This is a genomic window from Acerihabitans sp. TG2 (genome assembly GCF_035013185.1).
Lineage (GTDB): Bacteria > Pseudomonadota > Gammaproteobacteria > Enterobacterales > Enterobacteriaceae > Acerihabitans.
Genome location: NZ_JAYGJO010000003.1, coordinates 171,467 through 186,290 on the forward strand (window position 1 = coordinate 171,467; position 14,824 = coordinate 186,290).

A 14,824-nucleotide genomic window follows, 5' to 3' on the forward strand; every position below is an offset into this window, starting at 1 on the left:
TACGCTCGGCTTACCCGAACGGTAATCAGCTCGCCGGCCCTCGGCTGGCTAACCGGGCGCGACCAATCCAGGCGGCTCCGCGCACCCCGCTACTGTCGCCGTGCTTCGCCGGTACAATACGGGTTGTGAACTGGTCGGTAAAAACATGCTCCGCCACCCGTGCCGCCAGATCCTGGCGGGCAGCCAACGCATTAGACAGGCCGCCACCGAGCACGATAACCCCGGGGTCGACCAGATTGATGATTGATGCCAACAACTTTGACAACTGATCCAGATACAGCTCAAACCGGTCAACCGCCGCCGGGTCTCCCCGCGCCGCCAGTGCTATCACCTCCCGCGCGGTGGCCGTTATGCCGGTGGCCAGCGTAAAGCGCTGGGCCAGGCCAGTGCCGGACACAAACAGTTCCGCGCAGTTTTGCTGCCCGCAGTAACAGCGGAACGGCGGCCCATCCCGATCAAAGGCATAACCAGGTAGCGGGTTGTGGCCACACTCCGCGGCATTGCCATGACTGCCGGCAATAATCCGTTGACCGATAGCCAGTCCTCCGCCGCAGCCGGTGCCAAGGGTGACGCCAAACACGATGTCGTGCGACTGTCCTGCGCCATCCACCGCCTCCGAGAGAGCAAAACAATTGGCATCGTTACCGATCGCCACCTCCCGTCCCAGCCGCTGACGCAAATCCTGCTGCAAAGGTTGGCCGTTAATCGATAAAATATTGGAATTTCTGATAAGGCCGGTCAGCAGTGATACGCTGCCCGGCAATGCAATGCCGATTGACAGTGGCGCCGGAAATCGCGTTTTGAGATCGCAGATGAGCTGACAGACAAAGGTGAAAAATTGCGGATAACTCTCGGTTTTGGTGGCACTGCGGTGTCGATAAAGCTCGCCTCCCTCAGCGGTGAGCACCACCGCCTCGGTTTTCGTGCCGCCAATATCCAAACCTATATGCAACATAGTGTATTCCTGGTGCAATGTTCAACAGGATGATACGCGGGCGGTGTCATCGGGGCCTGCCCGACACCGCCCCCGGTGAGATAACACCCGGACCGGCGGTTGCCGCCTGCCCGGTGGGGCTTAATACAACGAGGCTTTGCCGGTCGACCCGAACAGCGACATTTTGTAACGGATCACCTCTTTGGCGGCCAGGATCGGCTCCGGATAAATGGCGTTCGGATCCCACCAGGTTTCACGGCTAAGCACTTCACGAGCTTTTTTGAAATAGGCAAATTTCATGTCGCTGGAAATATTGATCTTGCCGACGCCCAGCGTCACCGCTTCCGCTATCTCCGCGTCCGGATTGGCGGATCCGCCATGCAGTACCAATGGGATGGTGACCCGCTGCGAAATATCCCGCAGGATATGCATCTGCAGTTCCGGTTTGAGATCCTTGGGATAGATGCCGTGCGCGGTGCCGATGGCCACCGCCAGCGTATCCACCCCGGTGCGTTTGACAAAATCCTCCGCCTGCGCCGGTTCGGTATAAATAACCTTGCTGACCCCGCCCTCGATGGTGGTGCCGGTATCGCCTATAGTACCCAGTTCGCCCTCGACCGACACCCCGACTGCATGCGCCAGTTTGACCACCTCGGTCGTCAGGGCCACGTTGTCTTCATACGGCAGTAGCGAACCGTCGATCATGACCGAGGTAAAACCACACTGGATCGCACGCATCACATGAGCGATAGAAGCGCCATGATCCAGGTGAATCACAAACGGCACAGGGCTACGCAAGGTTCTTTCCCGGACATAAGCGAAAAACTCGTCGGTAACGAACGCCAGTTCGCTGGGGTGAATCGAAATGATCGCCGGGCTATTGGTCGACTCCGCTTCCTCGACCACCGCCCGGATAAAGCAGCTGTCCGCCACGTTAAACGCGCCGATGGCAAAGCGATGTTCGCGTGTAGGTTTCAGCATCTCGTGCATGGAAATAAGCATGTTCATTCTCCTTCAAGAGTAAGATTAGGGGTAAAGTTTTCCCGCATCCGTGAACATCACGGATGTGTGGTGCGTAAACCGGTGGTGGTCAGGCGTCAGGCTTTTTATTCAAGGGTGAACTTGATGTCTTCATCGCGAACGTTGTGATCTTCCACATCATCGAACTCTTCATCAGCCTGGGTAACGGTCTTTTTGATAAGCGAAAGCATCACGCCGCAAATCACCGTACCAATACCGAGCGCCAGGCAGAACATCAGGGGCTTGGTAAACAGCGGCACCACAAACAGGCCACCGTGCGGCACTGGCGCCTCGACACCCCACACCATGATCAGACCGCCGGCCACCATCGAGGCGACCACGCAACTGGCCACCACCCGCAGTAGATCCCGCGCGGCTATCGGAATCACCCCTTCGGTGATCATGCAGATGCCCATGGGGAATGCCGCTTTGAGTGCCTCTTTTTCCGCTTTGGTGTATTTATGGCGCGTCAGCAGGAAAGACAGTGTGATGCCGAATGGCGGGATAATGGAGCCGACGAACTTCACCGCTTCCGGCCCGTAAATACCGTCCACCAGCATGCCATCGGCAAACAGCGACATGGTTTTATTCACCGGCCCGCCGAAGTCGAAGGTCGCCATGGCGCCCAGGATGGCCCCCATGAGAAACTTCGATCCACCTTGCATCGACTCCAGCAGATGTATGAGCACCTTCTGAAGCCAGACTATTGGCTGACCGATAAAGGTCATCATCAGCAGCCCGGCGATAATGGTGCTAAGTACCGGCAGGATCATCACTGGCATCAGGCCTTGCATCGACGTGGGTAACTTGATGGTTTTACGCAATAACAACACCGTATACCCCACCAGGAAACCGCCGAGGATGCCGCCGATAAATCCGGTCTGGATCTGAGCGCAGATGAAACCGATGATCAGCCCCGGCGCAAAGCCGGGCCGGTCGGCAATCGAATACGCAATAGCTGCGCTTATCATCGGCACAATAAGTCCCATGCCCCAGCCGCCGATCTGGTTCAACATCCAGGCAAAACTGCCGGTTTTGCGTGCAACGTCGGGGCCACCAATCACCTGGCCGAGCGCGATACAGATGCCGGCGGCGACGATCAGTGGGATCATCCAGGAAATACCGGTGAGCAAATGCCCCTTTATTTCCTGTCCAAGTTTATTTTTGTTGTTGCTCATAATGTTTTTCCCGAGAAATGTATATTCAGGCTTGTGTTAATGAGTGAGTCACTTTCTCCAGAAATTTAGCAGGGGATTTAATAACAATGTCTGTTTTTACCCGGACCACCGGTTTTCCTTTAAATCGTTCTTCACCTTTTATTTTTATATCCACCGCGAGAATAACCACATCGGCTGCGGCGATATCCTCAGGGGATAATTCATTTTCAGTACCGATGGTGCCCTGGGTTTCAACCTTGATATCGTAGTTAAGCGCTTTGGCACCTTTTATTAATTTTTCGCGCGCAATGTAGGTATGCGCAATGCCCGCCGTGCAGGCGGCTACACAAACTATTTTCATCATATGCCTCGTCTTTGTGTGAGTTAACAGAGGTCTGTTTCCGCGTATTGGCTGAACAGTTGGATAATTTTTTCGGGGTCGGACTCATCCAGTAGCTGATCAATCACCTCATCATCGGCCAGAGCACTGGCAACCTGAGACAGCAGGCGAATATGGGTCGTGTTCTGATCTTCCAGACGCACGGCAAAAAGAATAATGCAGCGGACCTGACTGCCATCCAGTGTTTCCCATTCGATATCCCGGCAGGTGCGGCCAATCGCCAGGGTGGTCTGTTTGACGGCGGATGATTTGCCATGGGGAATGGCAATATGGTTTTCAAAGCCGGTGGAACCTTCAGCTTCACGCAACCAGACATCACGGATAAACGCCTCTTTTGAACTGATAGCACCGTCGTCGTACAGTAGGTCGGTTAATTCGGCAATCGCCTCTTTTTTATTACTGGCTGTCATGGTTAATTTTACGCGATTGGCATTGAGAATTTTAGTAATGTCCATCAATTTTACCTCACCACTACTTTAAGAAAATTAATGCTCAGCCGCCGATAACTGACTCACCGCCTGATACAATTTGCTGGCGATCACTTTATCCGTGACGCGCTTGATATCGTCATCATTAAAAAATGCCGAAACATAGATGATGGGTATTTTATCTTCTCCCAGATGAATGGTGGATATCACCATATCAATCTCTTCCTGCTGACAAAATCCGACCATATTACTGGCTGATACTACCCCGACGATGGTCCAGGATGGAAACGCACGCAGAATTCGACTTTTTAATAAATGGGAGGTGCCGACCCCGCTGGAGCAAACCACCAAAATACGCTTACAGGCAATTTGCCGCTCCAGCGCCGCCTGGAAATGTACCGTCAGGTAACCGACCTCATCTTCGGAAATCTCCTGTAATTGAAAACATTTGCACAGCTGTTGAGTGGCGAAATCGGTAATCTGGTTAATTTCCTGGAATTCTTTTTTTATATCGTCCAACAATGGATTACGGATAAGAATATTATATTTAAGTCGATTAAGTAGCGGCCTAATATGTATCAGTAAACCCTCATACAGTTGAGTGTCGCTACGCAAATCGAGACTAATCAGATCAGAAAAGATATCAATTAAATTCATGGTCAGACGGCGAGATTCGTTATTAGATAATTGATACTCTATGGCCGGATGATTGGCGCGCTCCTCGATAACGATACCGGACGAAATAATATATTGATAAATAAACCAGACCTCATCGGAGGGTAACCGATTATTGACCCGCTGTTCGATTTGCTGCACCATCTTGGCAGCAATAGCGAAAATACGTTTATCCACCTGTTGGTGCCGCGTCCCTTCGCTCAGCATTAACGAGTTACCCAGCGCCATACGGTGCATCATAATCAGGATATGGGTAAAAATATTAATATAATAGGGCTCACCCAGCGGATAAGAGAGTTGCCGCTCCATGTCCTCTAACAGTTGTTGGACAAAATCAATATCATGTTCACCGAAATAATGGACCAGGGCCTTGTAGCTGCCGGGGTCGAGTCTGGAATGATTAATACTGCCCGGCTCTTTATGGTTCATCACGCCATTAATCAGCGAGACCATTGCCTGTCGTACATTGTTCTCGCTGCCTTCGATATGGGTACCACTTTGGCTGCGTATCAGCATCAGGCCCAGCGGATTGATCCAGCTTTCGATGATTCTCAGATCATTGACGATAGACGCACTGCTGATAAAATAGCGCTCGGACAATTTACTGATCGAGGTTTCCTGTGGTGTGTCGCTCAGCAGTTGTGTGGCGATTTTTATCCGTCGCGAGTTATTGACCAGCAGGTCCAGATCGCCGTCGTCTGGTGTGATCTGTTGCTCAAGCAGGAGCAAATGCTGAGCATCATCGGCGATCAGCATAATGCCGGCCCCCACTTTTTTGTCTGGATGAATATTCCAGGCCGAAAGGAAAACCTCAACGAACTGCATGTCGCGATGGACGGTTTTTTCTGATACATCCAGATATTCGGCTATGTTTTTTACCGTGACATACTCTTGATGCTGTAGTAAATATTTCAATAATTTATTTTGTCGCGAGGTAAGTGGTTGCATCATATTACCCTTGCATTGTGCGTCAAATTTGCTGGCGATTATATTTTTGTGTGGTTGCTTGAGACGATTCCCTTGGTTATTACTGCCGGTCAATGACAGCGGTCAGTGGATAATAGTGACTGTAGAGGTTTAAGGAAATACCAACAATACTAAAGATTGTCCGGTGGATTGGACATTATTAAAACATCATGAGGTGTCGGGATTTAATTGTGATTTTAATCACATATTCTATGGATTAATTAATGTGATGATGATCTCATTTAATGGCTAATAAACCTTGGCGGGCGTGGTTACCTAATAATAAACAATAACACGGGTGTGATTGAATAGATCAAACATTTACTTACAATAAGATAGGGAATGGAATCGATACGCAGCGCCACCTGAACATAAAGATGGCCTGGTTGAATAAAACGATAGTTTGCCCGCAATCATGATGAACCGATCCGGCCACACCCTACCGGAGTAGGGCGATGGCATTCTCACGCTTATGCCATGGTTGTCCGTCAGCCTTGCGGGCGTGAGGGTTATTTTGCGTCCGGTAATGCATAAGCAATAACATAATCGCCCAGCTTGGTGCCAAAGGATCCGTGGCCGCCGGCGGCGATCACCACATACTGCTTGCCGTTGACCTCATAGGTCATGGGTGTCGCTTGACCCCCGGCGGGCAGCCGCGCTTGCCACAAGGCTTTACCGTTGGAAACATTAAACGCGCGCAAATAATTATCTGCCGTGGCGGCGATAAACAACACATTGCCCGCGGTGGACATCGGCCCGCCCAGCATCGGCATGCCCACTTTGAACGGCAGCGGCAGCGGCGAACTGTCGCGCACGGTACCAATGCGTTTTTTCCAGACAATATCATTGGTCTTCAGATCAATGGCGGAAATATACCCCCACGCCGGCTGTTTGCAGGGCACACCCAGCGGTGACAAGAACGGGTTGAGTGTCACCCCAAAAGGAACCCCGTACTGCGGCTGAATACCCGCTTCGGTACCGGAACCGCCTTTGCTATTATCTTTAGGCTCCATTGGATTGTTCGGCCCGCGCGGCATCAGCCTTGATACGAACGGCAGCGCCATTGGGTTGGTTATGGCAATTTGACGATCGGTATTCACCGAGATACCGCCCCATTCAAACATCCCCAGGTTGCCGGGGAATACCAGCGTACCTTGCACGGAAGGTGGGGTAAACGGGCCGTCATAACGCAAGCGATGAAACATTACGCGGCAGATTAATTGATCATACAAAGTGGCACCCCACATATCCTTGCCGCTCAATTTTTTCTGTGGGCGATACGTCAGGTCGGAGTAGGGCTGGGTCGGCGACACATGATCGCCTTTGGCTGCACCTTGTGGCACTGGGGTTTCCGGTGCAGGGACGACCGTTGCGCCAGTGCGGCGATCGAGCACAAAGATATTGCCGGTTTTGGCCGGGACATAAACCACCGGAATGGTGTGGCCGCTGTTATCGGTGATATCAGCCAGAGTGGGCTGCGCCGGTACATCCATATCCCACAAATCGTGGTGCACAGTCTGGTAAAACCAGGCCAGTTTACCGGTAGTGGCATTGAGCGCCAGCAGGCCACTGGCAAAACGCTCCATTTCCGGGGTGCGGTTGCCGCCCCAAATATCCGGGGTGGCGACCCCCATGGGCAAATAGACCAGATCCAGTTTGGCGTCATAGGCGGCCGGTGCCCAGGAGTTGGGCGAGTTGGGCGTATAAAGCTGCTGGCCTTCGGGCAGGATATTAGGATTTTTGTTGCCAGGATCAAACGCCCACAGCAGTTTGCCGCTGTTCACATCAAAACCGCGAATCACCCCTGATGGCTCGCGGGTGGAGTAGTTATCGGTCACCGCGCCGGCAATGACGATCACGTTATGGGTGACGATCGGCGGCGAGGTGGGCTCGTAGGCGCCGGCTCTGGCGAACGGCATATTGTTTTGCAGGTTCAGTTTGCCGTTATCAGCAAAATCAGGGCACAGTTTGCCGCTGTGTGCATCCAGCGCGTACAGATGCCCGTCGTTGACCGGCAAGAGAATACGCTGAGCACACAAGGCGGGGCTGGCTGCCGTGGCATCGGCCTGCGCCGTGGCGCCTTGGGTCGCGGCCGGTGCGCTGTCATGATAAGACACGCCGCGGCAGGTGACATGCTGAAATGACGGGTCGGTTTTCAACTGTGGGTCAAAGCGCCATTTCTCTTTACCGGTGGCCGCATCCAGGGCAATCAGCTTTTGGTGCGGCGTACATAAGTACAGGCTATCGCCGATTTTTATTGGTGTGACTTCATCGGTCGTTTCTACGGGATCCGAGGCGGTTTTCATATCGCCGGTACGAAATACCCAGGCTTGTTGCAACCGATCGACATTTTTATCATTGATCTGGTCGAGCGGTGAGTAACGTGTTCCTTTCTGGGTGCGACCATAGGCGGGCCAGTCGCTATCCGCAACGCCACTGGATGATTTGACGGCGGTGGCTTGGGCCGGACTGAGGGTGCCATTGATCTCCTGGGGGTCGTTAAATATCGCATACCCCAACACGGCGACGGTAATGGCCAGCGAAGCCACCAGCGCACCTCGTGCCATCCCCCCCCGTCCCGCCTGGCGATAAATCAGATGGCGATAAATCACCGGCAGTGCAATCCACAAACCAAAAAAGAACACCACATCCAGGCGCGGGGTCAGTGCCCAAAAATCGGGGCCGACTTCCCATAACCCCCACAAGGTTGTGCCCAGCAAGAACACCGCATACAACAGCAACACCGCAGGGCGGCGGCGATACAGTAGCCACGCGCTGGTCAGCATCACCAGGCCGGCAATAATGTAATATATCGAGCCGTGCAGTTTGACCAGCCAAATACCGCCAATCAACAGATATAGCCCGCTCAATGCAGCGAACAGAGCAGTCATTATGACAAGAACTCTTGATAATCCTGGCTTATTGAGCATTAGAATGATCCCCACATAAATTTACATAGTGATCTAAAGAGTAAGATAAATTCGTGGAATTGCGATGTTAATGCCAGATATTCATCAACAGTATAAGGCAATAGGGCACCAGCGCCGCCACAGGCGAGGCCAGAACCCCAGCTCAGTTCAGCTTAGCCATTCCGTCACGGTTTTATGTGTAGGAACCCCGCCGGCATGCACCACCGCGCCGTCGATCACCACTGCGGGTGTACTCATTACCTCATAAGACATAATGGTTTGTATATCTTCTACTTTTTCTAGTGAGACCAGAATACCCCGTTCTTTGGCAACGGCTTCAATCAGCTTGGCTGTTGCTTTGCAGTTGGCACAGCCTGAACCCAACACTTTAATATTTTTCATGATAGATCTCCTGATGGTTAATAGGGTCGGACGAATGACATCTCATGACATCTATAGAACAGCATTAAAAACATACCCAACCAGCAATATGCCGCAGGCCACCACCGTAGCAAACGTGATAATCAGAGGGGGTTTGAGGACTTTTCTGAGGATAATCATTTCCGGGGCTGACAGCGCAATGATGCTCATCATAAAGGCCAGTACGGTTCCAAGCGTAGCCCCTTTGCCAATCAGCGCTTCCACTACCGGAATGATCCCGGCAGCATTGGAATACATCGGGATGCCAAGCAACACGGCGGCAGGCACCGACCACCACGCGGCATCACGACCCATAATCGACGCCATAAAGTCTTGCGGAACATAGCCATGAATACCGGCCCCCAACGCAATACCGGCAATAATATAGGGCCAGACCTTGCCGACGATCTCACGGATGTGGTGGCGTCCGGTGTCAAAGCGCTGTCCCCAAGAAAGCGAGGCTTCTGTCGCAGGGGTTGCGTTTCCCTTAGCGATTTTTTGCACCCAATCTTCGAGAAAACGCTCCATGTTGAGTTGGCCAATGACCACCCCTGAGAAGATGGCGATCAGCAGGCCCATACTCAAATAGAGGGCCGCGACTTTCCAGCCGAACATGCCAAATAACAGCACCAGGGCAACTTCATTCACCATGGGGGCTGAGATAAGGAAAGAAAATGTCACACCCAGCGGCACGCCGGCCGACAGGAAACCGATAAACAACGGTACCGCCGAACAGGAACAAAATGGCGTCACAATGCCAAGACTGGCGGCCAGAACGTTGCCGATACCCAGTCGTTTGCCCGAGAGCATGGCTCGCGTTCGTTTTGGCGCAAAAAAAGTCTGAATGATGCCCATCGCGAACACAATCCCGATCAACAACAACATGACTTTGGGTGTATCGAAGAAAAAGAAATGCAGGGCTTCCCCCAGATGGCTGGCGGTGGTCAACCCGGTCAATCCGAGCAAGGCATTGGCGAAGGTGTCCAGATAAGCATAGGCCACCCCCCACGCCGGTATTAACACGACAAGGGTAACAACCCAATTGCGTAAGGATAGGGTGGGCGAGTGTGGCTGAGGGTGAACATTGTTTTGCATGGCGGATTCCAGTTTATTTCGCTGCTCTATCTAGAAGACGAATGAACTGGGAAAACGATGCTGCAAATCGGTAATTAATGTGAGGACCGAGAATTAAATTAAGAGAGCGGACCGCGAGGTTTATGGCAACACACTTTCCCATCCTCATCGAAACGGACCTGACAATGAAGCAGTAACGCGGCATGCAGACGCTGCCGTGCTCGCATCAACCGCGATTTCACGGCTGACAAGCTAAGTCCATGGTTATCCGCGAAGACCTGATGTTTCATGCCGTGCAAATCGCATTGCGATATGATGTTGTGGTCCTCGATACTCAGCGCGGCGAGATTGCGCATGAGACAGTCATCGAGTTGCTCAACCGGGTCGCGCTCGCCTGCTGGGGGTGCCGCCAGATCATCCGTCATTACACTCTGCGGTTTCGCTAACCGACATTGATCGATCACAGCATGGCGCGCAACCTGAAACAGCCAGGCCCGAGGGTTATCCAATCGGCAGAAATCTGCGCCTTGGCGTAAGGACTTCAGAAATACATCTTGCAGCAGGTCATCGGCGCCATAAGGGTCGCCAAGGCGATGAATCAGATAACCGCGCAGTTCCTTTTCATGGGCATGCCAAGCGGTTAAAATACAGGGATAGGTACTCATATTTTCTCCACACCAGACAGGTCACACTTTATTGAATGTCGACCCAAAACTGTGCACCCACTAACCCGCAACCACTGCGACATCTAGCAACCTCCACCCTAAACGCTTGCCCAATGCGGGCGCGGATCTCATCCGCAGTATTCATTATATATACTACTGCATATAGTGTACGGGTCGTACTGATAATGCCCACATCAAAAGGGTAAACACGGTCTTTTCGGCCCCCCGGTCGTTGTGTTACACTCCTGAAAATAGCCTATCAGGCAAAAACGGATTGGAAAAAGTGAGAGATAATAATTGAGGATTGTTACTTTTTTAGATTGCAATAATCAATATGGGAATTATCATTTTTGATATTTTTATGCTGATAGTGATACTTATTTACAAGAACAACTCTATTTTGTGTGATGGGTTCGATCATTATAATGACAATATAAATTGAGTAACTGTCGCTATTCAGCTGAAAAACATTACAAAAAGCATCTCATCGTTATGGTCTTTATTATCAGCCAGACAACAGCGTAATTTTCCAGGCCGGCGGTACACACAATATTCGGCATCGCCGCCCCTCATCCCTATTTGGGTTAAGTCCAGGAAAGTGAGTCTACGGCGGGATAACGATAAAAACCGATGCGATAGCGACGCGGGACAGTCAGGCGCGTTATCATCGATGTTTAAGCGACACACGGCAAGGTTGTCAATCAGCGTTGAATGTTGACCAGCAAACAGTGCTGAATATGAGTCATACCTCAGAGGTGGACCACGCCTCCAGATCGTCAGTCTGGGAGACACTTTATGAATTGGCGTTACCTCTTTTTTTACATAGGGATCGCTTTCTGGATTTTTGCGTTAATCAGTATGGTCATTCATCCCACGTATTTTACGGTTGCCTTTAGTGTTCTGGCATTAGGCTCATTTTTACTGCACCTTTTACTGCACCGCATTCAGGAGAGTATCTTTACTATGTTTGGAAAAAATAAAACGGTCGTTGATGTGCCTCTGGTGAGCAAAATCACTGCTGCTCCTGTGGTCAAAAAAGAACAGCCAACGGAAGAAACGCAGAGAAATACCATGATTGCCAGCAAAACACGTTTTGACGGCAATATCATCGCCACCGGGCATGTTTATATTTACGGTGAGGTGTATGGCAATATTGATGTGAGCGACGGCCTGGTTAAGGTTATGCAAAATGGATTTGTGAAAGGTAACATCACCACGGGGGACCTGATTATCGATGGCACGACGAACGGGGAGTGCCATGCGACATCTATCAATATTTACGATCACGGAAACGTGAATGGCACTCTGGTGTATGCCACGCTGTCGATAAAAGAAGGCGGTGTTTTCGTCGGTAAAGCAGAACACCTATCGGAAACCAAGGTCATTGACACCCCAGCCAAACGCCCAATGCCCAGTGAAATGAACATTGTTAAAATGAGTGAGTCGCCTTCTCTTTCAGCGCCCAAGCCCCTTCAGGCCAAAAAAGAGGCCATACCACTGGCAAAGAACCACTAGCGTCACCACCGTTTTTTTCCGCCTCGCGGCAGTTGCTCAAAAAAACAGGGGTTCCGACGACATGGGATGATCGTGCGGGTAGGATGTCAAGGCTTCAACCAATGATCCAACCAAGGAAAAACGACATCCTGCTGCTCTTTATAAAATACATGTCCCAACGCCGGCCAAATCCTGGTCATCAAACGCGCATCCGCCTGTTGCGAGCGCCACACGGTGTGGACTTTGGCATAGGCTTGTTCCACCGATGTCTGTGGGAACAGTTTATCTTTTCCACCATTAAACAAAAGCATCGGTTTTGGCGCCGCCAGACTCGCGATATCGGGAAAATCCAGTTTGTTCGCAATACCCGGATGAAGCATGTAGAAAGCGGACTGTCCACGCAGAACATTGTTGCCGGGCGTCATTAACCCCTGATAACTGCCAAACCACGAAATCGCTGCGGTGACCGCGACCTTGTCGGACAGTGCGGCAAGTTGCCAGGCTCGATAAGCACCCATTGAGAAACCCACTACACCTATTCTATGGCGGTCCACCGACGGCAACGTCGCCACAAAATCGACGGTACGCATATCCTCGTAGGCCATGTTACCGGCCAACGATCGGCCAAGATTAAAAAAATTACTCGCTAGCGCCTGTTGTTGTTCGTAGGTCATCGGGCCACGATCGCCCCAGCCAAGGGCATCAATGGCAAAAACCACATAACCCCGTTTTGCGAGTTCATCGCCCACAAATTTCCCGCTAAAAAACTTTTCCGACCACGCTTGGGCCGATGCCAATTGGGCTGGGTTTCCCCACGGGCGAATCATTTTCTCTTTGCCAATATCAAATTTAGACCCATGATCATGTAACAACACAATTGCCGGGTGTGGACCGTGGCTTTTGGGGGTCAATAGTATTCCCTGAATCCGGCTTTCATCGGTAATGTTAAGTGCAATTTTTTTAGCGAGATAACTTCCGCGATCCTGCTGATCAAGGGTCTCGGCGGCGAATGCGATGGTTGAATCTGGCGTCAGCAAGGCTTGACGCAGAATTTTCCGGGTCTGGGTACGCCACACTGAAAAATCATGGTATTTTCCGGCTAACCACGAATCCTGGAAGGTCATCTGCTGTTTAAGTTGAGGATAAAATACGGGAAGATTATCTGAGGTTATGGCTGATGTTTGATAGGTCGCTGGGCTTGCCTGTAAGGCGCCCGACGTTAGCATCACTGCCAACACTAAAGTCCGGGTGAAGATACCTGATGTCATGTAGTCCCCTAGAAATAAAACGGCGTTCCATTTTTAAATGATCATTTTATGGTGGTGACGATTCATTTCTGTGGCGGGGGTTATAAAATCAGAAAAAAACACATTGGTTGGCAATCGTGCGGCAAAATACCTTTGTTTCACCTTCAATCTATCTGCTACGCTCCAATTTCAGACAGTGATGAGATGACAATAAAAGTGGCACAAGGGGGGTAGCTAATGCTGTTCCAACCAGTCCAGTCCCTGCACAGCAAAGGTAAACAACTGGTCGCTATATCCCTGCCTAATTACGCTTCGGATGATCTCGGGGTTAATGTTGAGATAATCATGCACCAAGGCATTACGCAGCCCGATAATCTTACGTCAGCCTATCAATTCATCTGCGGGTTGGACTCCTCGCTGGGTTAGAATCTCAAAAGCCTGATACGCATCCTGGGGGCTGTATCCCGCTAGCGCTTTGGCCGAGTGTTTCGCCACGCCGATACTGGCCTCAATAGAGACTTGCAGGGAGCGCTCGGCAGCCCGGTACTCTAAGTTTGACAGGGGGCGCTGGTCGAGCAAGGTGCGCAGTTCGAGCAATTCGGCTTGATAGCGATTTAGGCTAAGCCGCAGGGCAGTGATATAAGTATTATCAGCCATGAGTATCCCTATTATAATTAAGTTCCATTTGTGACATGACACGAGCCTCTTCCTGTAGCCGTCGACCTTCATCCCGAGTGTACAACGGGTGGTTGGCATCCACTACCGCAAAGGCTAGCGGGGTAGGCGCTTGATTGATATCCAGCACCGATAGTTTACCCTCGTCCAGTCCTAATGCCCGCTGCCAGTCAAGCGCCAGAAGTTCGGGCCGCAGGCGGTTGTCGAGTGGATCTGTCAGTTTCACAGGATTGAAGGCTACCGCCAGGTCCCAGTCGCTATAAGGCCCTGCATCGCCCTTAGCCTGTGAGCCATAGAGCCAGAGCACGACTACCTCCGGGTTAGCGGCGGCGAGTTCGACTAACCGGTCAACCTGTATCGGAGTCGTCTTGTTCCCTTTTCCATTCATGGTATCAACCTTTCAACACTCAGCGTATAGGTGGATTAGTCCCGCAATAGACATATTTCGAAGCCGTAATCTTCACTGCATTTTTCATACAGTTTGTCCGTTCTATTCAACATGGCCTTACCTTAAGGTTCCAACACTGAAAAAGGACGCGCCATATTAAGCAATAAGAACCCCCTAATGATAAAACAAATGCGCACTCAGGGCGCTGATATTATCGACATGCCCGGGTTATGGACCAAGGGACGGCCTCGTCACCCACAGTGAAAAGCGCTTTAACGCGAAAGAAGATACACATTTTGGCCATATTCAGGCATATTGCCATAAGGTATAAAACGAAAATGCATTCCAGAATAGTGTGGAGAGGTCAACTTT

General features: G+C 51.2%; 13 protein-coding genes and 1 pseudogene. 1 reads left to right on the forward strand and 13 read right to left on the reverse strand.

Going from position 1 to position 14,824, the window contains the following annotated elements; genetic code table 11:
• Nucleotides 1–25: 25 nt before the first annotated feature.
• The 10 genes from SJI19_RS04035 to SJI19_RS04080 form a co-directional block, all read right to left on the reverse strand.
• Nucleotides 26–955 (reverse strand): ROK family protein, encoded by a 930-nt coding sequence (locus SJI19_RS04035; protein ID WP_323476982.1) that lies wholly within the window; start codon nucleotides 953–955, stop codon nucleotides 26–28.
• Between the two features lie 120 nt (nucleotides 956–1,075).
• Complete coding sequence (locus SJI19_RS04040; RefSeq protein WP_323476983.1) at nucleotides 1,076–1,936, reverse strand: ketose-bisphosphate aldolase; 861 nt, start codon at nucleotides 1,934–1,936, stop codon at nucleotides 1,076–1,078.
• A 104-nt stretch (nucleotides 1,937–2,040) separates the two neighbouring features.
• The gene (locus tag SJI19_RS04045; RefSeq protein ID WP_323476984.1) at nucleotides 2,041–3,132 is read right to left on the reverse strand and encodes a PTS fructose transporter subunit IIC; all 1,092 of its coding nucleotides are present in this window, start codon (nucleotides 3,130–3,132) and stop codon (nucleotides 2,041–2,043) included.
• Between the two features lie 25 nt (nucleotides 3,133–3,157).
• Nucleotides 3,158–3,472: a PTS fructose transporter subunit IIB gene (locus tag SJI19_RS04050; RefSeq protein ID WP_323477077.1), complete on the reverse strand. Its 315-nt coding sequence runs from the start codon at nucleotides 3,470–3,472 to the stop codon at nucleotides 3,158–3,160.
• 23 nt (nucleotides 3,473–3,495) lie between these two features.
• Nucleotides 3,496–3,966, reverse strand: a complete 471-nt coding sequence (locus tag SJI19_RS04055; RefSeq protein ID WP_323476985.1) for a fructose PTS transporter subunit IIA — start codon at nucleotides 3,964–3,966, stop codon at nucleotides 3,496–3,498.
• Nucleotides 3,967–3,996: 30 nt separating this feature from the next.
• A complete protein-coding gene (locus SJI19_RS04060) occupies nucleotides 3,997–5,562 on the reverse strand; it encodes a transcription antiterminator (RefSeq protein ID WP_323477078.1) in 1,566 nt (521 codons plus the stop codon).
• 527 nt (nucleotides 5,563–6,089) lie between these two features.
• Nucleotides 6,090–8,510, reverse strand: a complete 2,421-nt coding sequence (locus SJI19_RS04065; RefSeq protein WP_323476986.1) for a glucose/quinate/shikimate family membrane-bound PQQ-dependent dehydrogenase — start codon at nucleotides 8,508–8,510, stop codon at nucleotides 6,090–6,092.
• A gap of 147 nt (nucleotides 8,511–8,657) precedes the next feature.
• Nucleotides 8,658–8,891 carry a thioredoxin family protein gene (locus SJI19_RS04070; RefSeq protein WP_323476987.1) on the reverse strand — a complete coding sequence of 78 codons (234 nt, stop codon included), beginning with the start codon at nucleotides 8,889–8,891 and terminating at the stop codon, nucleotides 8,658–8,660.
• A 51-nt stretch (nucleotides 8,892–8,942) separates the two neighbouring features.
• On the reverse strand, nucleotides 8,943–10,004 hold the full coding sequence (locus SJI19_RS04075) for a permease (RefSeq protein WP_323476988.1): 1,062 nt from the start codon (nucleotides 10,002–10,004) through the stop codon (nucleotides 8,943–8,945).
• Between the two features lie 98 nt (nucleotides 10,005–10,102).
• Complete coding sequence (locus tag SJI19_RS04080; RefSeq protein ID WP_323476989.1) at nucleotides 10,103–10,648, reverse strand: RNA polymerase sigma factor; 546 nt, start codon at nucleotides 10,646–10,648, stop codon at nucleotides 10,103–10,105.
• A gap of 795 nt (nucleotides 10,649–11,443) precedes the next feature.
• Between SJI19_RS04080 and SJI19_RS04085 the strand changes: the two genes are divergently transcribed.
• Nucleotides 11,444–12,163 carry a polymer-forming cytoskeletal protein gene (locus tag SJI19_RS04085; protein WP_323476990.1) on the forward strand — a complete coding sequence of 240 codons (720 nt, stop codon included), beginning with the start codon at nucleotides 11,444–11,446 and terminating at the stop codon, nucleotides 12,161–12,163.
• Nucleotides 12,164–12,249: 86 nt separating this feature from the next.
• On the opposite strand, the gene SJI19_RS04090 is transcribed toward SJI19_RS04085, so the two are convergent.
• The 3 genes and pseudogenes from SJI19_RS04090 to mntA all read right to left on the reverse strand — a co-directional run bounded on the left by SJI19_RS04090 (nucleotide 12,250) and on the right by mntA (nucleotide 14,452).
• Nucleotides 12,250–13,410, reverse strand: a complete 1,161-nt coding sequence (locus SJI19_RS04090; RefSeq protein WP_323476991.1) for a dienelactone hydrolase family protein — start codon at nucleotides 13,408–13,410, stop codon at nucleotides 12,250–12,252.
• A 213-nt stretch (nucleotides 13,411–13,623) separates the two neighbouring features.
• A pseudogene (gene hepT, locus SJI19_RS04095) lies at nucleotides 13,624–14,145 on the reverse strand (type VII toxin-antitoxin system HepT family RNase toxin).
• Complete coding sequence (gene mntA, locus SJI19_RS04100; protein ID WP_323476992.1) at nucleotides 14,039–14,452, reverse strand: type VII toxin-antitoxin system MntA family adenylyltransferase antitoxin; 414 nt, start codon at nucleotides 14,450–14,452, stop codon at nucleotides 14,039–14,041. The pseudogene hepT and the gene mntA overlap by 107 nt, the downstream one beginning before the upstream one ends.
• Between the last annotated feature and the right edge of the window lie 372 nt (nucleotides 14,453–14,824).